This is a genomic window from Thiothrix eikelboomii (assembly GCF_900167255.1).
Lineage (GTDB): Bacteria > Pseudomonadota > Gammaproteobacteria > Thiotrichales > Thiotrichaceae > Thiolinea > Thiolinea eikelboomii.
Genome location: NZ_FUYB01000013.1, coordinates 1 through 19,638 on the forward strand (window position 1 = coordinate 1; position 19,638 = coordinate 19,638).

General features: G+C 47.2%; 15 protein-coding genes. 10 read left to right on the forward strand and 5 right to left on the reverse strand.

All coding sequences use genetic code 11. The features are described from left to right. From B5D50_RS12545 to B5D50_RS12580, 8 genes are all read left to right on the forward strand, one after another. Window positions 1–414: RNA-guided endonuclease InsQ/TnpB family protein (locus B5D50_RS12545; RefSeq protein ID WP_143594355.1), on the forward strand; the 414-nt coding region annotated here is incomplete at its 5' end. A gap of 141 nt (window positions 415–555) precedes the next feature. After that, complete coding sequence (locus B5D50_RS12550) at window positions 556–1,578, forward strand: GlxA family transcriptional regulator (RefSeq protein ID WP_078922985.1); 1,023 nt, start codon at window positions 556–558, stop codon at window positions 1,576–1,578. Continuing rightward, entirely contained in the window at window positions 1,568–2,725 is a 1,158-nt protein-coding gene (locus B5D50_RS12555; RefSeq protein ID WP_078922986.1) for an MFS transporter, read from the forward strand. The genes B5D50_RS12550 and B5D50_RS12555 overlap by 11 nt, the downstream gene beginning before the upstream one ends. A 219-nt stretch (window positions 2,726–2,944) precedes the next feature. Further along, the gene (locus B5D50_RS12560; RefSeq protein ID WP_078922987.1) at window positions 2,945–3,598 is read left to right on the forward strand and encodes a TetR/AcrR family transcriptional regulator; all 654 of its coding nucleotides are present in this window, start codon (window positions 2,945–2,947) and stop codon (window positions 3,596–3,598) included. After that, window positions 3,595–5,109, forward strand: coding sequence for an efflux RND transporter periplasmic adaptor subunit (locus B5D50_RS12565; RefSeq protein ID WP_078922988.1), 1,515 nt, complete (start codon window positions 3,595–3,597; stop codon window positions 5,107–5,109). The genes B5D50_RS12560 and B5D50_RS12565 overlap by 4 nt, the downstream gene beginning before the upstream one ends. Before the next feature lie 14 nt (window positions 5,110–5,123). After that, window positions 5,124–8,294: an efflux RND transporter permease subunit gene (locus B5D50_RS12570; RefSeq protein ID WP_078922989.1), complete on the forward strand. Its 3,171-nt coding sequence runs from the start codon at window positions 5,124–5,126 to the stop codon at window positions 8,292–8,294. A 68-nt stretch (window positions 8,295–8,362) separates the two neighbouring features. Next, a complete protein-coding gene (locus B5D50_RS12575) occupies window positions 8,363–8,884 on the forward strand; it encodes an SCP2 sterol-binding domain-containing protein (RefSeq protein ID WP_234975874.1) in 522 nt (173 codons plus the stop codon). A gap of 111 nt (window positions 8,885–8,995) precedes the next feature. Then, the gene (locus tag B5D50_RS12580; protein WP_078922990.1) at window positions 8,996–10,585 is read left to right on the forward strand and encodes a peptide chain release factor 3; all 1,590 of its coding nucleotides are present in this window, start codon (window positions 8,996–8,998) and stop codon (window positions 10,583–10,585) included. Window positions 10,586–10,797: 212 nt separating this feature from the next. Here B5D50_RS12580 and B5D50_RS12585 read toward each other — a convergent pair whose 3' ends face one another. Further along, window positions 10,798–13,683: an SUMF1/EgtB/PvdO family nonheme iron enzyme gene (locus tag B5D50_RS12585; protein WP_078922991.1), complete on the reverse strand. Its 2,886-nt coding sequence runs from the start codon at window positions 13,681–13,683 to the stop codon at window positions 10,798–10,800. Between the two features lie 190 nt (window positions 13,684–13,873). On the opposite strand from B5D50_RS12585, the gene B5D50_RS12590 reads away from it, so the two are divergent. Beyond that, on the forward strand, window positions 13,874–14,857 hold the full coding sequence (locus B5D50_RS12590) for an SH3 domain-containing protein (protein ID WP_159448634.1): 984 nt from the start codon (window positions 13,874–13,876) through the stop codon (window positions 14,855–14,857). 75 nt (window positions 14,858–14,932) lie between these two features. Here B5D50_RS12590 and sodC read toward each other — a convergent pair whose 3' ends face one another. The 3 genes from sodC to B5D50_RS12605 all read right to left on the reverse strand — a co-directional run bounded on the left by sodC (window position 14,933) and on the right by B5D50_RS12605 (window position 18,003). Next, window positions 14,933–15,457 (reverse strand): superoxide dismutase family protein, encoded by a 525-nt coding sequence (sodC, locus tag B5D50_RS12595; RefSeq protein WP_078922993.1) that lies wholly within the window; start codon window positions 15,455–15,457, stop codon window positions 14,933–14,935. Window positions 15,458–15,562: 105 nt separating this feature from the next. Continuing rightward, a complete protein-coding gene (locus B5D50_RS12600) occupies window positions 15,563–17,272 on the reverse strand; it encodes an NADPH-dependent assimilatory sulfite reductase hemoprotein subunit (protein ID WP_078922994.1) in 1,710 nt (569 codons plus the stop codon). Beyond that, window positions 17,272–18,003 carry a phosphoadenylyl-sulfate reductase gene (locus B5D50_RS12605; RefSeq protein ID WP_078922995.1) on the reverse strand — a complete coding sequence of 244 codons (732 nt, stop codon included), beginning with the start codon at window positions 18,001–18,003 and terminating at the stop codon, window positions 17,272–17,274. The genes B5D50_RS12600 and B5D50_RS12605 overlap by 1 nt, the downstream gene beginning before the upstream one ends. A gap of 137 nt (window positions 18,004–18,140) precedes the next feature. Here B5D50_RS12605 and B5D50_RS12610 point away from each other — a divergent pair, with 137 nt between their 5' ends. Beyond that, complete coding sequence (locus B5D50_RS12610; protein WP_078922996.1) at window positions 18,141–18,872, forward strand: helix-turn-helix domain-containing protein; 732 nt, start codon at window positions 18,141–18,143, stop codon at window positions 18,870–18,872. A 54-nt stretch (window positions 18,873–18,926) separates the two neighbouring features. On the opposite strand, the gene B5D50_RS12615 is transcribed toward B5D50_RS12610, so the two are convergent. After that, on the reverse strand, window positions 18,927–19,595 hold the full coding sequence (locus B5D50_RS12615) for a glutathione S-transferase family protein (RefSeq protein ID WP_078922997.1): 669 nt from the start codon (window positions 19,593–19,595) through the stop codon (window positions 18,927–18,929). Between the last annotated feature and the right edge of the window lie 43 nt (window positions 19,596–19,638).

The following is a 19,638-nucleotide window of genomic DNA, read 5'->3' on the forward strand; positions in this document are numbered from 1 at the left end:
ATTCACGCCCAGATCAAAAACCGTAGACTGAACCATCTTCATCAATTCAGCACGCGATTAGTCAAAGAAAATGCACTCATCGTGGTAGGCAATGTCAGTAGTTCTAAGCTAGCCAAAACCAAAATGGCTAAATCTGTATTAGATGCGGGTTGGTACACCCTCAAAACACAGCTTGATTATAAATCGAAAGCGATGCAAGCCGTGTTTCTCGAAGTCAATGAATCGTACACCACCCAAACTTGCTCGTATTGTGGCTGCATAAGCTCCAATAGTCCGAAAGGTAGAGCGGGACTTGGAATAAGAGAATGGACTTGCCCTGAGTGTGGGGCTATGCATGATAGAGATGTCAATGCAGCAAAGAACATTCTCGCGGCAGGACATTGCCGCCTCGCTGGAGGAATCCCCGCTCTTTAGGGTGGGGAGGATGTCAATAATCAAATGATGGTAGTCATTATTGTCAGCGACACTTTGTCCGATTAAATAGATTTTCTGTCCTATCCGCCATTCACAGATCCGTATAATCCCCATTATTCAATAACTGATGATGCGGCACAGATGACTCAACCCCTGCTTGAAATCACCTTACTTGCTTACGATGAGGCAAATGCAGTCGATGTATTCGGTCCATTGCAAGTATTTGCTTCCGTAAATGAGCTGTTAGAGGCACAATTTAATCATCTAGCTAAGCCGCGTTATCGCACTCGCCTGATTTCCTTGCAAGCCATACCGGAAGTAAAGTTAGCCACCCAAACTCAGGTGCTATGCGATGGTGTTTTGGCAGATTTAGCGGCTTCAATTCCTGATACCTTAATCATAGTGGGTGGTACACCTGCTATCAGTCTTGCTCAAGACTCAAACCTTATTCAGTCTTTGCAAAAACTGCTGCCATCGGTACGGCGTGTCGCTTCAGTATGTAGCGGCGCATTTATTTTAGCAGCAACAGGTGTGTTAAATGGACACAGAGCCACCACCCATTGGAATCGTTATGCCGAGTTTCGTGCACGTTTTCCTGAGGTGCAGCTTGATATTGATGCGCTGTTTACCCACGACGGCAAATATTATTGTTCGGCGGGGGTTACGACAGGGATTGATCTGAGTTTGCAATTGGTTCAAGACGATTGTGGGCAGCGTCTAGCACTAGAAACAGCACGGCAGATGGTGGCGTTTTATCATCGACCGGGTGGGCAGAATCAGTTTAACTCGCCGATAACAGGATCGTGTGAGCTGCAACATCCAGCCTTGCGCAAGGCGCAAAACTATATTCATCAGCATTTAGATCAAACTTTAGAGGTGACCGCTTTAGCGGATTTAGCGGCGATGAGTGTGCGAAACTTTTCGCGTCAATTTACCGCTGAAACTGGCTTAGCCCCTTCACGTTATATTGCGCAAGTCCGGCTCAATCAAGCACGTTGGCTACTCGAAACTAGCGAGCTTGCCATTCCAAAGATTGCGCAGCGCTGCGGCTTCCAGTCCAGCGACATCCTACGCCGCAAATTCCTACAAGTTTTAAAGGTTGCGCCCGCTGATTACCGCAAACGTTTTTCTGTCTACACCAAGGAGTTAGCCGATGAATCCTAAAATCGTGATTTTAATGCTCGCACAAGCTTGCTATTGGTTTGCGGTGTTAGTGGGGATTAGCTTGTCGACCGTGATTGGTTTACAGCTTGCGCCGATTGAAAGCTTAGCGACTTTGCCCTATGCGCTGATTAGTGTGGGAGCTTTGGGGGCAACTTATCTATTGTCGATATTGATGCAACGTTCTGGGCGGCGTTTAGGTTTTCAAGTCGGTGCATTAGCGGGCGCGGTGGCAGCAGGCTTAGCCATGCTCGCCTTGTCGATGCAGAGCTTCTTGCTATTCTGCGCAGCCAGTGTATTGATGGGGATTTATCAGGCTTCTTCTGTGTATTATCGTCTCGCTGCACTGGATGAAATGCCACCGCAACAATCGGGAGTGGCGATAGCTTGGGTCTTGAGTGGGAGTTTATTAGCCGCTATTTTCGGGCCAAGTTTGGCGCAGTTTGCGAATCAATGGGTGACTGAGCCAAAATATTTAGGTGCTTATGCTTTAGTGGCGATGTTTAGCCTGCTCGCTTTCGTGCTGATCAGCGGTTTGAGCACTAAGTCTAAGCTCTCGACACCCGTGGCTAACCAAACTCCCCAAACCAGCTTTTTAAAGTTTCCCATTTATTGGCTAGGGGTCGGCAATACTGCCTTTGGGCAAGGCGTGATGATGTTGATGATGTTAGTCGCACCTTTAGCTATGCACCAACACCATTACTCGGTTGAATCCGGCATGTCGGTGATCGGTTGGCATTTGGTTGGCATGTTTCTACCCTCATTTATCAGTGGCAAACTCGTGGATAAGCTCGGTGTCTACTCAGTGTTATTAGCCGGTTTAGGTGTTTTCGCTTTCAGTGCGGTCACTTCATTGTTGGGTACTAGTGAACTCCACTACCATATCAGCCTCTTTCTCCTCGGGATGGGCTGGAATTTGATGTATGTCGCTGGAACGAATCAATACAATCGAGCTTATTCTGCTACTGAAAAAGGCCGCGCCCAAGGGATGGCGGAATTGATAATTGCACTTGCTGCGATTATCGGGGTGGTCGGTGGTGGTGTGCTGATTCAAAGCTTTAACTGGCAGCAGTTAAATACGGGCTTATTAGTGGTTTTAGCCTTAATGGGGGGGCTGAATGTTTGGATGCAAACCAAACAAGCTCGGTAAAACTCATCATCTTAAGTGGTGGCCTCCGAGTCAAAGTCTGCATTATCTAGCTCACCAAACGGTTAGCTAGTGCTTCAGGATCTGATCAGAGGCCTGTTGTTAAAGCATGTTTTAATGCGATTAGCCTTGCTAAACAATCAAGCTTGCATAGACAACTGACCAGCAGTCATTTATGCTCTTGCGGTAACTCCTTTTTGTTATCAAGCACAAGAGATTGTTATGCCTGCACGCGCTATTCACCCTGAAGATAAACTTCGCAAGCGCGAATCTATTTTGGATGCCGCTCAGTATTTATGGGTGACGCAGACTAATCGTTTAAGCAGTATGGATGCCCTCGCGCAAACGAGTGGGGTTGCTAAGGGTACTTTATATTTATATTTCCGCAGTAAAGAGGAAGTATTACTCGCCTTGCATGAGCGTGATATGGCGCAATTTTTTGAGCGGATGATGGCGCGAACGCAGCAAGCCGAGCCGATGCAAGCAGAAGATTTAGCCAAGTTAGTGATTGATGCTATTAATTCTTCACCAACTTTTTTACCCTTATCCTCGGTGTGCATGGGGCTGATGGAGCGGCATATTCCACAAGAGACCGCGATAGCCTTCAAAGAAGGGATTCATCAGCGCTTGAATGCTGCTTTGCAAGCCGTCAATCATCATTTTCCAACCCTAACCCTACTGAATATGTTGCAAGCCTATGCCTTGATCTTGGGCTTATGGCAATTACTGCAACAAAACTCGCTCGATCAAGACCTTAAGCTACCAAGTACCTACTGTGGCTATCTGATCAACGAAGAGAACTTCCTGCAAGTCCTCCATGATTCGCTACTGACTCTCTTCAAAGGTTTATTAGTATCGCCGGAGTTTACTGAATGAGATTAGTCGTCCCTGTCCTACTTATCTTGACCTTAGCGAGTTTATTGAATGCTTGCCAACAAGAAGCCGCTGAGCCTGAACCGATTCGCCCTGCTCAAATTTGGGAAGTTAAACAACAAATGGCAGAGCACCTAGATACTTATTCGGGCGAAATTCAACCAAGGCAATTAGTGGATCTTGCCTTTAGAGTTCCCGGTAAATTGCTAGGGCGGCATGTTGAGGTCGGCGATCTTGTTACTGAAGATCAAGATTTGGCACGCTTAGATGATCAAGATTCTAAATTATCAGTCAGTCAATCAGAGTCGAGCTTGCAAGCTAGCCAAATGAATTTATTAGCCGCCCGTGATAATCAAACCGCGACTCAAGGGGCCTTAACTTCAGTGCAAAATAATCTATTAGCTGCACAAGGTAGTTTAACCAGTGCAAGGGCAAATTTATCGGCAACGCGGGCGGGTTTAGAATCGGCACAAGCAGCAGTAGATTCAGCCAAAGCCACGGCAGCTTCTGCCAAAGCCGCCGTCGGGGTGGCTAAAGCAGAAATGCAAAATGCCCAAGTCGAATACCAGCGTACTGCCCAATTAGTTCAACAAGGCTTTGCAAGCCATACTTTATTAGATCGGGATAATCAACGCTTGCAAACTGCACAAGCTAATCTTAAATCTATTCAAGCCAATGCTGAAGCCGCTCAAGCACAAGTCCAAGCCGCCGTTGCTAAAGTTAAAACCACGCAAGCGCAAGTTCAAGCAGCTCAGGGTGAGGTCGAATCAGCCAGTGCCAATGTGGGTGCTTTACAAGGCCAAGTAAAAACCACGCAAGCGCAAATACAAGCTGCTCAAGCACAAGTGGGCATGGCTGAGGCGCAGGTGGGTAATACGCGCTCGCAAGTGGATTTAGTCAAAAATCAATCGGGCTACACCGTGTTAAAAAGTACCGTCGCAGGTGTTGTGACCCAAACGCATGCTGAAGTCGGGCAAGTGGTTGCCGCTGGTCAGCCTATTTTGAGTGTGGCACGGGCGGGTGAGTTTGAAGTGCATATCCGGGTCGGGGAGCAAGCGATTCAAAACCTTCAGTTGGGTACTCCAGCCGAGGTGAGCTTATGGGTCGGTAGCCGTGAGGCTTTAGCGGCTAAAGTACGGGAAATTGCTCCTGTTGCGGACGAAAATCGTACTTGGCTGGTGAAAGTCGCATTAGTTCAGCCCGAAAATCCCGAACTTAAACTCGGCATGACCGCGACGGTTGCCTTCCATCAAGCCCTCGAACAAGCAGTCGTTTGGTTACCCGCCAGTGCACTGTATCAACAAGCTCAAAAGCCTGCCGTTTGGGTCTTAGCCGCGAATAATACGGTGAGTCTTAAAGAGGTTCAGGTGGCCGGTTATTTGGATGAAGGCATGCTAGTCCAAGGTATTGAAACGGGCGTGAAAGTCATTGCGGCAGGGGTGAGTCGCTTACATACAGGCCAACAGGTCAATCCAGTTCCTTATAATGGGCAAATGCCAGCAGTTGTTAACTAGCGGTTGTTAACTCAATGAAAAAAAATTTATCACTGTGGGCGCTCACGCACCAGAATTTAGTCTTGTATTTTTTCGTTTTAACCCTCTTCTTGGGAGTCTTTGGCTATTACAAATTAGGGCAAGCCGAGGATCCACCGTTCACGTTTAAAGTCATGTTAGTGCAAGTGCAGTGGCCGGGCGCTTCTACTCAAGAAATGGGTGAGCAGGTGGTGGATCGCTTAGAAAAAGTGATTATGGAATCACCCTATATTGATTCAGTGCGCAGTTTTTATTTTCCGGGGGCAGCTAATTTACTAGTCATAGCCCGTGATGACACTGCACCTAAAAATATGCCGGATATGTTTTATCAAATCCGTAAGCGGATTAATGATGTCAGTTATACCCTGCCACAGGGCGTGCGTGGCCCTTTCTTTAATGATGATTTCGGTGAAACTTACGGGAATATTTATGCACTCACAGGCGAGGGCTATAGCTTGGCGCAATTACGAGAGGCCGCTGACCCGATTCGTAAAGAGCTGTTGCGTTTACCCAGTGTTGCCAAAGTTTTAATGATCGGAGAGCAATCCGAGCGAGTGTATATTGAATTAAGCAATACTAAAGCTGCGAATTTAGGGATGAGTTTGCAGCAATTACAAACCACGTTATCGCAGCAGAATTTACTGATTGCTGGGGGTGAATATCATACCCAACAAGACAATATTTTGATTTATCCGACTGGACGTTTTCAGACTATTGAGGATATTGCTAATACCCCCTTAAAAGTTGGCAATCAAACCGTCAAGCTTGCTGAGGTCGCTGAGATTCGACAGGGCTATCAAGATCCACCCGCTGACACTTTCCGTTATCAAGGTCAGCCGGCCTTAGGGATTGGTGTCTCGATGCGTGCAGGTGGGGATATTATTCAGTTAGGTAAAGATTTAGATGCCGCGATGCAGCGCATTCAAAACCAACTACCGATTGGTATTGATTTACATACGGTCAATAATCAACCTGCTGCTGTTAAGCGGTCAGTGAGTGAGTTTTTAAATACCGTGTTTGAAGCGGTGGTGATTGTGTTAGCGGTGAGTTTTCTAAGCCTCGGCTTGCGAGCGGGAGCAGTGGTGGCTTTGTCGATTCCTTTGGTGCTGGCAGGTGTCTTCTTCTGCATGTATTTATTCGGTATTGGTTTGCATAAGATTTCCCTTGGCTCATTGATCTTGGCCTTAGGCTTGTTGGTGGATGATGCCATTATTGCGATTGAGATGATGGCTTTGAAGCTGGAGGAAGGCTTTGATCGGGTTAAAGCGGCAAGCTTTGCCTATAGCACTACGGCTTTTCCGATGCTGACAGGGACTTTGGTGACGATTGCTGGTTTTTTACCGATTGCGACAGCGGCGTCGGCAACGGGTGAGTATACGCGCTCGATCTTTCAAGTGGTGGCGATTGCGCTGGTGTTGTCATGGTTTGCGGCGGTGATTATTGTGCCTTGGCTGGGTTATCATATTCTGAAAGCAGAGTCGCATGAAAAACATGAGGTCGCCCACCCACCTAAGCAGGGGTGGTTGTCTGCCTTAGCCGCTTTAAAACACCGTTTTGCTTTGGCCTTTGGGCGCTTTTTCAAAGGTTTAATTCGTCTTTGTGTACGCTTTCCCATCACGGTTATTCTGCTAACGCTGCTCAGTTTTGCCAGCTCAGTGTTGGCGTTTAAGCTGGTACAGCAACAATTTTTCCCTGATGCCACCCGCTTAGAATTATTAGTGGATTTAAAGCTGCCGGAAGGCTCTGCGTTGGCCGCCACTGAAGTTGAGGTCAAAAAAGTGGAAGCCTATTTGCAGACTCAAATGGAATATATTGATAATTATGTGAGTTATGTGGGTACAGGTTCGCCGCGTTTTTATTTGCCACTTGACCAACAACTCCCTAACTCCAGCTTTGCGGAATTTGTGATTACCACTAAAGATATTCCAGCCCGTGAAGCCTTACGCCTTAAGTTGATTACCTTAATGGATAGCAGTGAGTTTTCGCAATTACGTGGGCGGGTATTACGTTTAGAAAATGGCCCACCCGTAGGTTATCCGGTGCAGTTTCGGGTAACGGGCGATGATGTTTGGGTCTTGCGGGATTTAGCGGAGCAAGTCGCAGACTTTATGCGGGGTAATCCGAATTTGCGCAATGTGCATTTAGACTGGAATGAATTACGTAAATCCTTAGTTTTAAAGGTCGATGAAGATAAAGCCATTGCGGCAGGTATCACGCAGGCCGCGCTTAGCCAAGCTTTATCAGGTACTTTGCAAGGCACTAGTGTCGGTGAGTTTCGCCAGTTTGACCAAACCATTCCGATTATGCTGCGTGGCACAGAGGCCGACCGCCGTAGTATCAAGACCTTGTTGTCTTTGACTATTCCAGCGGGGAATGGGCAGTTTATTCCCTTGGGGCAAATTGCCCATTTAGAAAATAGTCAAGAAGAAAGCTTAATTTGGCATCGCAATCGCACGCCGACCATTACGATTCGAGGTGATATTTATTCCAAAGTACAGGCAGCAACGGTCACGAGTGAAGTTTTGGGTCGGATGGGGAATTTCACCGAGACTTTGCCACTTGGCTATCGTTTTGAAGTGGGGGGTGCTGTGGAGGAAAGTGCCAAAGGGGCTGCTTCTATTCAAGCGGGGCTGCCTTTCTTTATTGTGGTCGTGTTAACGGTATTAATGTTGCAATTGCAAAGCTTTCAACGAGTGATTATGGTGGTGCTCACTGCCCCCTTTGGGCTAATTGGCGTAGCGGGCTTTTTACTGCTTTTCAATAAGCCGTTTGGCTTTGTCGCTATGCTTGGCACAATTGCTTTATCCGGCATGATTATGCGCAACTCGGTGATTCTCGTTGATCAAATTGATCGGAATATTGAGCAAGGCATGATTCCTCAAGAGGCTGTAGTCGAGGCTGCTGTGCGTCGTTTTCGCCCCATTATGCTGACAGCGTTGGCGGCTATTTTGGCGATGATTCCTTTATCGGAAAGTGTATTTTTTGGACCAATGGCCGTGGCGATTATGGGCGGGCTATTGGTTGCAACCTTGCTGACTTTATTATTCTTGCCAGCCGTTTATACACTTTGGTTTAAATTGACCCGAGGCAAGCAGGCATTTGAGGCCTTGCCTGTGATGGTTGATAACCCCAGTTCTCATAGCCTTCCCCTACCATTAGGGCAATAATTATTAAAAAAAGAATATGTTAGAGTGAACTGCGCTGAGCGCATTAACTTTGAGAGGAGTGAGGAATTGTGAAGAAAATCATCTTATTAGCAGGTATAGCCCTGTTGGCAAATACCGCTGCCTATGCAGGGGATTTTATGGATGCTGCTTGGGCTAAACAGGCCTGTGCTGCGTGGAATGCGGATAGTACTTTAGCAAAAGGCTTAATGGATACCGACGGCTATTCATGGGCAAAAAATAATAATGGTCGTGGTTACAAATTGATTCAAATCTACCGGACTGATTGCGGTGAAGCTAGCAAAATACAGTTAAATATTACTGTAGAGGGTGATCAAGCTAAATGCAGTTATGGTGGTAAACCCGATGGTAAAGCGATGGATTTTGCCGTGGACTACTTAATGCATGCGACGGATGAAGACTGGACTTGCATGGGGAAAGGTGAGTTTGGTTGTGGCGCGATGGGAGCGATGGTTTCGGGTAAGTTGAAATTTAAAGGTCCAAAAATGGAGGCCATGAAGGTGATGTCTCCCTTTGAAAGCTTCCTAAAGCTAACAGGTAAAGTGGCTGGCAATAAAACCGCCTGTAAGTGACTCACTGCCACGAGTTGATTTGTTTTGCACTTCACCTTGGAAGTGAAGTGCGACTATAATGCCTTTCCGCTATACTCCTCCTCTTTCAACCGCTTAGCACGACTCAAGATCATGACTGACCGCCTACAAGAAACCGCTCGCCGCCGTACTTTTGCGATTATTTCGCATCCTGATGCGGGTAAAACTACCATGACTGAAAAGGTACTCTTATTCGGGGGGGCGATTCAGTTAGCAGGGACAATTAAAGGGCGCAAAGCAGGTCGACATGCCACTTCTGACTGGATGACGATGGAAAAGGAACGGGGGATTTCGGTCACGTCTTCGGTCATGCAGTTCCCGTATCAGGGGCATATTGTCAATCTACTCGATACCCCCGGTCACGAAGACTTCTCGGAAGATACTTATCGAGTACTGACAGCGGTAGATTCGGCCTTGATGGTGATTGACGTGGCCAAAGGGGTGGAAGAGCGCACGATTAATTTGATGGAAGTCTGCCGTCTACGCGATACGCCGATTATGACCTTCATTAATAAACTCGACCGTGAAGGCAAAGAGCCGATTGAGTTATTAGATGAAGTTGAGACCGTTCTAAAAATTAAATGCGCGCCGATTACTTGGCCGATTGGCATGGGCAAGCGTTTAAAAGGCATTTATCATCTGTATCAAGACAAGGTGATTTTATATAAACCGGATACTGAACGTCGCCAAGAATACGAAGAAATTCAAGGTATTAATAATCCAGAGCTCGATGAAAAACTGGGTACTCAAGCGCAAGAGTTACGCGACGAAATCGAATTGGTACAAGGTGCGAGTCACGAATTTGATTTACAAGATTATTTAGATGGCAAACTCACGCCCGTTTATTTTGGTACGGCTTTAAATAGCTTTGGGATTCGGGAGTTATTGGATGATTTTGTGGCGCATGCCCCCGCGCCACAAGCACGCCCGACTACAACCCGCAAAGTGGATGCGGCTGAAGACAATTTCACGGGTTTTGTGTTTAAGATTCAGGCGAATATGGATCCACAACACCGTGACCGGATTGCTTTCTTGCGCGTCTGCTCAGGCAAGTTTGAAAAAGGCATGAAAGCTAAGCATGTGCGGATTGGTAAGGATGTAAAAATCCCCGATGCGCTCACTTTCATGGCCTCGGATCGTGAGCATGTCGAAGATGCTTACCCCGGCGATATTATCGGCATTCATAATCACGGTAGTATTCGTATCGGTGATACCTTCACCCAAGGCGAAAACCTGCAATTCACGGGTATCCCGAACTTCGCGCCTGAACTCTTCCGCCGTGCTCAGCTCAAAGACCCGCTGAAAATGAAGCAACTGCAGAAAGGTTTAGCGGAGCTGTGCGAAGAAGGCGCGACTCAATTATTCAAGCCACTCATGAATAATGATCTGATTTTAGGCGCAGTGGGTGTGTTGCAATTCGATGTCGTCATGCAGCGCTTGAAAGATGAATACAAAGTCGAAGCGATTTTTGAAGCGGTGAATGTGAGTACCGCGCGCTGGGTTAGCTCAGAGAATGAGAAAAAATTTGAAGAGTTTAAGACCAAAGCCGCCCAAAACTTGGCTTATGATCATGCGGGTGAATTGGTGTATATCGCGCCCACGCGAGTGAATTTGCAAATGGCGCAGGAAAAATGGCCGGAGATTAAATTCAATTCGACGCGGGAACATGGAGTGGCGGGTTAGATAACTGCGCCCTGTAGTTTTCATAAGCAACCCCTCCTAACCTCCCCTTGTCAGGGGAGGGACAAGAACTAGCCGCATGCTTTCACTCCTCCCCTGACAAGGGGAGGCTGGGAGGGGTTACTAAAAACAAAATTTTCGCCGCCGCTACGCGGCGGATACGCTTGCCCTGCGGGCAAGCTAGCCAGCAGAAAACAGCATTCAGAAGACAGAAATCAGCAAGCAGCAGCCAGGGAGAAGGCACACACTCGAAACCCCAGGTCGTAGAGCCGAAGAGTCGGAAGAGCCCCGAAACGAACCGCACAACGCAGATTCTCAGAGGTAATGTGCCAAGAACCACCGCGCCACACACGCCAATCTCCCGATAAATCCGGCTCAGTCATGTTCGATAGGTTATACTTATTTAAACACCACTCCCAAACATTACCCGCCATATCCATCGCCCCAGAAAGCGCTTGCTCTTGCGGATAAATGCCTACAGCGGAGGTTTCAACTAAACTATACTCACCATTGCAGTACTCAGACTTAAACTCGTTTCCCCAAGGATACTCGTGCCCCTCCGTACCGCGTGCTGCTTTTTCCCATTGCTGCTCAGTGGGCAAGCTAATCGTTAAGCCCGTTTTGGCAGACAGCCAACGGCAAAAAGCAAGCGCTTCATACCAATCGACTTGCTCCATTGGGCGATTACTCTCTTGCCAACTAGATTGCTGAGCTGTCTTAGGCTGGTTCAAACCTTGCCACCAGCGTGGATCAGCATAACCCTCCGCTGCTTGCACAAAGGCTCGAAATTGAGCATTGGTGATGAGGTAACGGCTGATTTTAAAACTTGGTAAGTTCGAGCGCTCCCCAGCTTGATAAATAAACTCTCCCGCTGAAATCTCTAGCCAATCAATTTCGGGTAAACCTTGCGCATCTAAGCCAATGCCGAAGCGTTGATCCCAAGCAAAGCGGCCTAGCAAAGTGCTGAATGCGTGGCGTTCATGGGGATTAGGGTAGTTTTCAAGATCCGTGATAGCCACTTGCCAGTTAGCACGGAAGGGGGCAAATAAAGCTGGGTCTAAACTATTAAACTGCTCGGCGATTTCATAGGCTAGCAGCGGTTGAGCTGGAACTAGCCACTCTAACAAAGCTTGTGGCTCTGCTTCATATTCTGCCGCCAGCTTAGCCGCCTCCTCCCAACCATTGGGTTGCCACCATTGATCAGGTGGCCAGAGTTCAGCAGCAGTAAAACCTTGTTCGCGGCGATCCTTGAAACCTTGTGCCGTGAAAAACTCCTGCAAGAGTTGATGCGAGAAACGCACACTGTCACGAGTCAACTCCAATAAACTCGCGGCGGCGGCAAATTCTAAATCGGCGGCTGGCATCGTTTGCACAGCTTCATGGCGAGCCAGCACAGTACGGGCTTCTTGGGCTGCTCCACTGCGACTTTGTAACTGCCAAGCCAATTGTTTTAGTGCAGTAAGCAAAACCATGCGCTCTGGCACATAAGCACGGCTGCTAGCCTTTTCTGCTGATTCACGTTTGAGCAACACTTCTACAAAACGCCCAAACAGTTCAATTCGGCTTTGGGGTAGCTCTTGATAACGGGCATATAAAGTGGTGATTAAAAACAGCAGGTAAGGATTGGCCGCGAGTTTCAGCAAACTGCGCGGATCAGCTAATTGGGCTTGCCTCGCATAATTATTCCACGAGTACTTTAGTTCATCAGGCCAATCATCTGGAATTTTGCGCAACTGCCAAAAAGCTTGCCATTGATCGGTTTTACCCTGTTGTTGCCAGTCTTGCCAACAGGCTTGCACCTTTTCACCCCCTGCTAATTGCCAAAATAATCGTTCAGCTAGCTTCGTTGCAAAACGCTGCGGTTGTTGCTCCGCAAAATAATGGAAGTAATTCTGCAGAAATCGCCAGATACGCGGTGGGTCAAGTGGCTCAATCGTCAGCCGATCCAAATCTTGCTCTAAAGCATCCACATAGTCGCGGTGTCGACAGGTCAGGAGCAAGCGCTTAAAGGCTGGCTGATTCAGACGAGTAACTTGATTCACGAAGGCGCGAACTTGCGGCAGTTTGTGGGCGCGTTGATCAAAGGGTAGTTCGTTCAAAGCATCCAGCAAGGGCAGCACGCGCCCTGCTTGGCACAGTTGCGTAAAATGACTGGCGAGGCTGCCCATTTGCTCCAAGACAAAAGAGGCTAAGCTTTGCTCGGCATCCGTCCAGCGATTCAGCGGAATAATCACGGGTAAAGGCTCAGTCGGATTTGCCAGTGTTTTGCGAGCTTGCTCGGTGGCAATCCGCCACAGGGAAAAAGTTTTCCCTGTCCCCGGTTCACCTAAAAGTACCAAGCGCTGATATTTGGCAAAAGCCGCGAGCAGATCATCTTGCTGCTCACTGGGGCTAGGGCAATCCCGTACTGCATGGCTAGGCCGATAAGCCTCAAAGAGTAAACTGGCAGACATTAAACATTCGGGCGGAATCAAGGAGCGATCTGGCTGGAACTGACCTGAGAGCGTGGTATAAGTTTTATCCGCAAACCGCAGTTGGCTTTGTTGCAGCAGGCTTTGCAAATACGCACTTTCAATACTTAAACTGGGTAGGAAAGATGGATGAGTTTTTTCTGGAAGCTGTACCACTTGCCCAACAGGCGGTGGTGTAACTTTCGGTTGACCCGTGAGCAGTCGGTATAAATCTTGATAGTCGGTGTCCAGTTTATAAGCGCTATAGGCTTGCAATTCTAAGGGGAGATGCTCAAAGCAGCCTTGGGGAGGTAGCACGGGAATAAACTTAGTATTACGGTAATAATGATTATACAAAGTCTGGGAGATAATCACGCCCTCAAAATTAACTCCACGCCCGCCTTCCGTATCTTCACCATTAAAGCGCTGCAGATACCGTGGTGTACAAACCAACAGCACAAAATCAGCTTGCTCAACTTCAGTTTTCATCCACCGCAACCAACCCTGCACCGGAAAACTGGGTATATATTGATCAATCCAGCTTTCTACTCCACCATTCCGCAAGCGATTCGCTAAACCCAAGACTAACTCTCGATGGGCTTCACTATCGTGGCTATAACTAATAAACACTCGCGGCGGTTTGTGCATCATTCCCAGCGACACCTTTTGAAAACTCTTAGGGATTAATAGCAGAATTATTGACTGAATAAAATGCTTTCATTGGTTAGTGATGTCTAAAAATGGTCGGATACAGGATCAATAAATAGCTGACTACAATCCAAGCAGATCCTTGCAGTCTATGTTAATAATAAGGTTTCGAATCATCAGCGAGGAAATCTCCATGCAAGTTATTTTCAAAGCATTAACGATGTTTGGGCTGTGCTTAGCAGTACAAGCCACGCCAAGCTATGCAGCAACGAATACAACCTATCAAGCACCCAAAATTATTGCGGGTGCAGGGGTGCGGGTACGTGCTAATCCCAAACTGACAGCCACTGAAGTGGGTAAGCTAGCCTTTGGTACGGTGGTCGTCACTCAACAGCGCTCGCCCACCCAAGAGACAGTGGGGGCAAAAAAAGATTATTGGTATAGCGTGAATACGCCGTTAAAGGGTTGGGTGTTTGGTGGGCTGTTGCAAGATTATGATGCAAAAAATCCAGATAAAGCCGCCGTGCAACTCATTCGCAGCAAGTTGGGTAAGCCTGAAAAAGTCCTAGAAACGGGAGTCTTGAATTTTAATGAAGCGCTCGAGGTCAGCCAATTCGCCCAATCTGCGGCGACTAAAGCTAAATCTATTGAGGCAGCAGGAGAGCTTAAACTCGCTTATCTACAAGCGGTGCAGCAGGGGTTGTATGCTATCAATCCCGAGCAGGATCAAAAACCACCCTATTCCACTTGGGTTAAATCCTTAGGTAGCCAAGTGTTTTATCATGAACTCGCGGGTGGGTATTATGTTGATTCGCGTACATTTTGGAAGCTCGCGGATCAATACAAAGCAGCTTCAGTGGGTGATGTGATTGCTTGGCAAGCCGCGCATGCAGCCTTAGGGGGAGAATGCGAGGGTTTTGTAGAATGTATGTCTTATCGTGGGCAAATCACCGCAGGCGAATACCTCAAGCGTTACCCTAAGGGGCGCTACGTAATCCCGATGCTCGAAGAGCTAAATGAAGATTTGGCTTATATGGCTAAAGAAGCCCCAAATCAGCGCGCTAATGTGAAAGAAATCGACTTTGCGCGTTGGGATAAAATCCTCGCTCCAGTTAGCAAAAGCCCAACTTTAGATAAAACTAAGCAATACCTGAAACAAATCAAAGCTTATCAGTAAACATCTCAACACGACCGCCCCCGCTCCTCCTCAGTCAGGAAGAACGGGGAGTCGCTATATCGAGCTAAGCTAAAACTACTTAATCACACCACAAGCCATGCGTGCACCGCCACCGCCTAAGGGTGCGGGATGATCGGAATGATTATCGCCGCCTGCATGAATCATTAAAGCACGCCCGCTTAAATCAGCCATTTTCAAACGCGGTGCTAAGACCGGATTAGTGGCTTTACCTTCGGTATCCACATACAAAGCAGGCAAATCCCCTAAATGACCTTCACCCCAAGGCAAATCATGTTTACCGGTTTTTGCCGGATCATAATGCCCGCCTGCACCTAAAGCAGCGGTCATTTTACCATCTTTTTCTTTCGGCTCGCAGCTTGGGTTTTCATGTAAATGAAACCCATGTAAACCCGCTGGCAAGCCTGCTAAATTAGGCGTGAAGACTAAACCATAAGCTGTTTCACTGATCACAACTTGCCCAAGTTCGCCACCACTGCCTTTGTCATCGACTGCCTGCAAACTGACGCTGAGCTCAGCGGCTTGAGCCGCGCTGCAGACTAAGCAAGCTGCGACTAAAGATAATTGGAATAAAGCTTTCACTCAAATGCTCCTCGTTCATCAAAGCTTCTATGTAGTGAACAAATGCTCAAGTGTCAAATTATCAAATTATCACCTTATCAAATTATCAAATTATCAAAACGATGTTTAACTCGTTAATACGGTGCGTTGCACGAAATCACCAAAGCTTTCTTGCTGGCGGCGCGTTTGAGCATAAGCGGCAAATAAACCGTCTAAGGTGCTGAGGATGGCAGCCTCATCCTGATTTTCACGATATAAGGTATTTAAGCGATCACCATTAAAGCTGGCACCTAGGTACAAATTATAGCGCCCCGGTGATTTACCAATTAAACCGATTTCAGCTAAAACCGAGCGCCCACAACCATTCGGACAACCTGTCATGCGGATTTTGATCTCAGCTTGGCGTAAACCATAGCGATCTAGCGAGGCTTCAAGTTTAGTAATTAACTCCGGCAAATAGCGTTCAGCTTCTGCCATGGCTTGGGGGCAAGTATTCAAAGCCACACAGGCAATCGAGTGACGGCGTAAGCCAGACAGATGGCTAGCATCAGGGTTATAACCGGATTGCTTTAAGAGCTGCTCGACGGTGGCTTTATGCTCGGGTTTGATATTTACCAAAACCAGATTCTGATTACCCGTCATGCGGAAGCTACATAAATTCGCCTGTGCAATAGCGACTAAAGCGCTTTTTAAGGACTGAGCAGCGGTATCGACGACACGCCCATATTCCAAGCGCAAGCCTAAATGCCATAAGCCATTGGTGGTTTCGCTCCAACCCAAACGGTCGCCCGTCGTGATGAATTCAAAAGGACGCACAGCGGCTAATTCAAACCCTAAGCGCGTGTTCAGCTCTTGCTTAAACCAAGTCAAACCGTATTGATCTAGCGTGTATTTAAAGCGCGAAAGCTTGCGATCTTGCCGATTGCCAAAATCACGTTGGATACCCACGATGTGATAGCAAACCGCCAAGACTTGTTCGGGCGTGCAAAAGCCAATCACTGACGCTAAGCGTGCATAAGTATCTTCACGCCCGAAGGTCATCCCTAAACCGCCCCCGACAGCGACATTAAAGCCTTGCAATTTGCCATGTTCAGCAATAGCAATCAGGCCAATATCATTCGCATACACATCCATATCATTATAAGGTGGGATGGTAATGGCAATTTTGAACTTACGTGGCAGATAATGTTTACCATACAACGGCTCGACTTCTTCGGTTTCACCGCCCGCGACTAAACGTTTACCGGCTGGTTCATCTAACCAAATCTCATGATAAGCCCGCGAGCGCGGGAGCAAATGCTCGCTGATCTTTTGCGCCCACGGGAAAATCTCTGCATGCAAGGGCGACAAGCTCGGATCAGGCGTACACATCACATTCCGGTTGACATCGCCACAACCCGAAATACTATCCAAGGCAGCAGCCTGCATGGCTTGAATGGTTTTCTTTATCTCAAACTTGATGATGCCATGAAACTGCAAGGCTTGACGGGTCGTAATCCGTAGGGTGTGATTACCATAGGTATCGCTAATCGCATCCATCTTCAGCCATTGTTCAGCGCTTAATTCGCCCCCCGGTACGCGCAAGCGAATCATGAAAGAATGCGCAGGCTCGAGTTTTTTCTCTTGGCGTTGCACGCGCAGATCACGATCATCTTGCTGATAAAAACCGTGAAATTTTACCAATTGTACATTGGCTTCACTGACGGCTGCGGTGAGGGGATTTTGAAAATCTTCCGCCAAATTACCGCGCAAATAATCGCTCCGATCTTTGATCTGTTCAACCGCTGAGCCATTCGGCGCAATAACATTCCACTCTTTAGGGATCGGTGCAGTCATTAGGCAGCACTCCTTAATTGGCTAGTACCATCATGTAGGCCACATTCTTGGTTATAGCTTTCCCACCACCACCGTCCGGCACGTTCATCCTCACCCACGGCGATGGCTCGGGTACAAGGTGCACAGCCAATGCTCGGAAAATGTTGATCATGCAGTGGGTTATACGGCACTTGATGGGCTTTTACATAGGCCCATAGGTCTTTGGTTTTCCAATGCAATAATGGATTAAATTTTACCAAGCCCCTCTGAGTATCCCACTCGAAGAATTTCATATTTGCACGAAAATCCGACTGTGCAGCCCTTACCCCTGTTACCCAAACGGCTGCCCCCGCCAAGGCACGATTCAAGGGTTCAATCTTGCGCAGATAGCAACAGGTTTTACGCTGCTCAACCGATTCGTAAAAGGCATTCACGCCATTAACACTCACATACTGCTCGATGGCTTGAGTTTGTGGGTACATGACACGAATAGGCTGGCCATAATGTTCTACTGTTTCAGCAAGGGTATTGTAAGTTTCCTTAAAATGACGCCCTGTATCTAAAGTGAAGACATCAACATCGAGTTGATGACGGAAAATCGCATCCGTCAGCACCTGATCTTCTAAGCCAAGGCTGGTCGAAAAGGCAATCCGTCCACTGAAGTGATCACGCAAGGCTAATAAAGCCTCTTCCAAAGCTAAGTCTGTATAGGCAGACTCGAGTGCGTATAATTGTTCTTCATGTTGTGTCATGATTTTGCTTCTAGCTATTACTCACTAATCGAATGCGAGCAGTATCGGTGAGATTAAACATCTAAAAAAGTGATATATTTCGATATTTATATCTCTTAAATCGCTTAAAATTTAAAACCACTAAAGGCTAAAGCAAGATGGCACAAACCAGTGATTTAATTGACATACTTAAGAAGCTATTGAAGCGGCATAATAAAACTTATGCAGAGGTTGCTGCTTGCTTGGCTCTGTCTGAAGCGAGTGTGAAACGCTTATTTTCCGAGCAAAATCTGTCTCTGCAGCGTCTTGATCGTATTTGCGCCTTAATGGATTTGGAAATTTCTGACCTCGTGCGTGAAATGCGGGCGGAGCAAGCGCATGCGATCAGTGAGCTGAGTCAGGCACAGGAAAAAGAAATCGCGGATGATTTAAGTCTGATGATGATTACAGTTTGCATACTCAACCGTTGGAGCTTGCAAGATATTCTGCAGCATTATCAATTCACTGAGCCTCAATGTATTCGCTATCTGGCGCATTTAGATCGCTTACGGATTATTGAGCTGCAACCCGGTAATCGCATTAAACTGCTCACCGCCCCTAATTTTAAATGGCGCGAAAATGGCCCAATCATGAATTTATTTCGTGCCAAGATTGAAAGTGAGTATTTCCGCACTCACTTCAGCAAGCGCAGTGAAAAGCTAATTGTCATGAATGGCATGCTCAGTGATACTTCTAATCAACTCTTTCAGCGCAAAATGGCACAGCTTGCCAAAGAGTTTGATGCGCTGAGCAAAGATGATTCCAGCCTAGCGATTGGCGAACGCAAAGGCTCAACCCTCTTGATTGGCCTGCGTGATTGGGATTATGAACACTTGTTTCGGCAGAAGTGAGTCGCCACGTTAAATCCAATCGAGTGCTTGGAGGTGGAGAAAAAGATCAATCCCTTAAAGATTATTCACCAAATAGCCATCTGATTTTTTCAAAAACAGCATAAAGACTTCTTCAAAATTGCTGACGACGGAGTTCTGTACGGATGCTTTCGCTAACAAAGCTTGGCTCCAAGTGCTGATCCGAGGATGGGTGTTAAAGTTTAAGTTAAAGGCCTGTTCTAAAAGGTTTAAGCGTACAAACAACGGCGCAAAAGCGACATCAACCAGTGCAAAAATTTCCCCATTAAAAAAGGGCAGCTCGGTACTTAAGGCAGCTGCAACCCGTTCAAGCCCTGCTTGTAGTTCTTTATGGGCTGTTTCAAAGCCAGCTTGCTCTTTTGCAGTGACCATTTGATATTGTTTACCAAACAGCTCTGAAGCCATTTCCATCCATGCCCGTTGGCGTGCTTTGGCTAAAGGATCAGCGGGATGTAACTGTGGGGCATAGACTTCATCTAAATACTCCAAAATCACGGCTGATTCAAAGACCGGCGTACCATTCACCACTAATACAGGCACTTTGCCAAGTGGGGAAATGCTCTTAAACCAGTCTGGCTGCTCTTCGCCGGGTATTAAATACTCAGTCTCATAAGCAACCTGCTTTTCTTGTAAAGCAATCGCTGCGCGTTGGGCAAAAGGACAAACTTTAAAACTGACGAGTTGCAGCCTATTAGCATGAGACATATCTAAAACTCCTAAAAAAGGGGAGAGATCCGATTGAAAACCA

Excerpts from the sequence above, each read along its gene's own strand:
- B5D50_RS12550 (WP_078922985.1), top strand. The coding sequence starts at position 556 with ATGACTCAACCCCTGCTTGAAATCACCTTACTTGCTTACGATGAGGCA.
- B5D50_RS12555 (WP_078922986.1), top strand. The coding sequence starts at position 1,568 with ATGAATCCTAAAATCGTGATTTTAATGCTCGCACAAGCTTGCTATTGG.
- B5D50_RS12560 (WP_078922987.1), top strand. The coding sequence starts at position 2,945 with ATGCCTGCACGCGCTATTCACCCTGAAGATAAACTTCGCAAGCGCGAA.
- B5D50_RS12565 (WP_078922988.1), top strand. The coding sequence starts at position 3,595 with ATGAGATTAGTCGTCCCTGTCCTACTTATCTTGACCTTAGCGAGTTTA.
- B5D50_RS12570 (WP_078922989.1), top strand. The coding sequence starts at position 5,124 with ATGAAAAAAAATTTATCACTGTGGGCGCTCACGCACCAGAATTTAGTC.
- B5D50_RS12580 (WP_078922990.1), top strand. The coding sequence starts at position 8,996 with ATGACTGACCGCCTACAAGAAACCGCTCGCCGCCGTACTTTTGCGATT.
- B5D50_RS12585 (WP_078922991.1), bottom strand. The coding sequence starts at position 13,683 with ATGATGCACAAACCGCCGCGAGTGTTTATTAGTTATAGCCACGATAGT.
- B5D50_RS12590 (WP_159448634.1), top strand. The coding sequence starts at position 13,874 with ATGCAAGTTATTTTCAAAGCATTAACGATGTTTGGGCTGTGCTTAGCA.
- B5D50_RS12600 (WP_078922994.1), bottom strand. The coding sequence starts at position 17,272 with ATGACTGCACCGATCCCTAAAGAGTGGAATGTTATTGCGCCGAATGGC.
- B5D50_RS12605 (WP_078922995.1), bottom strand. The coding sequence starts at position 18,003 with ATGACACAACATGAAGAACAATTATACGCACTCGAGTCTGCCTATACA.
- B5D50_RS12610 (WP_078922996.1), top strand. The coding sequence starts at position 18,141 with ATGGCACAAACCAGTGATTTAATTGACATACTTAAGAAGCTATTGAAG.
- B5D50_RS12615 (WP_078922997.1), bottom strand. The coding sequence starts at position 19,595 with ATGTCTCATGCTAATAGGCTGCAACTCGTCAGTTTTAAAGTTTGTCCT.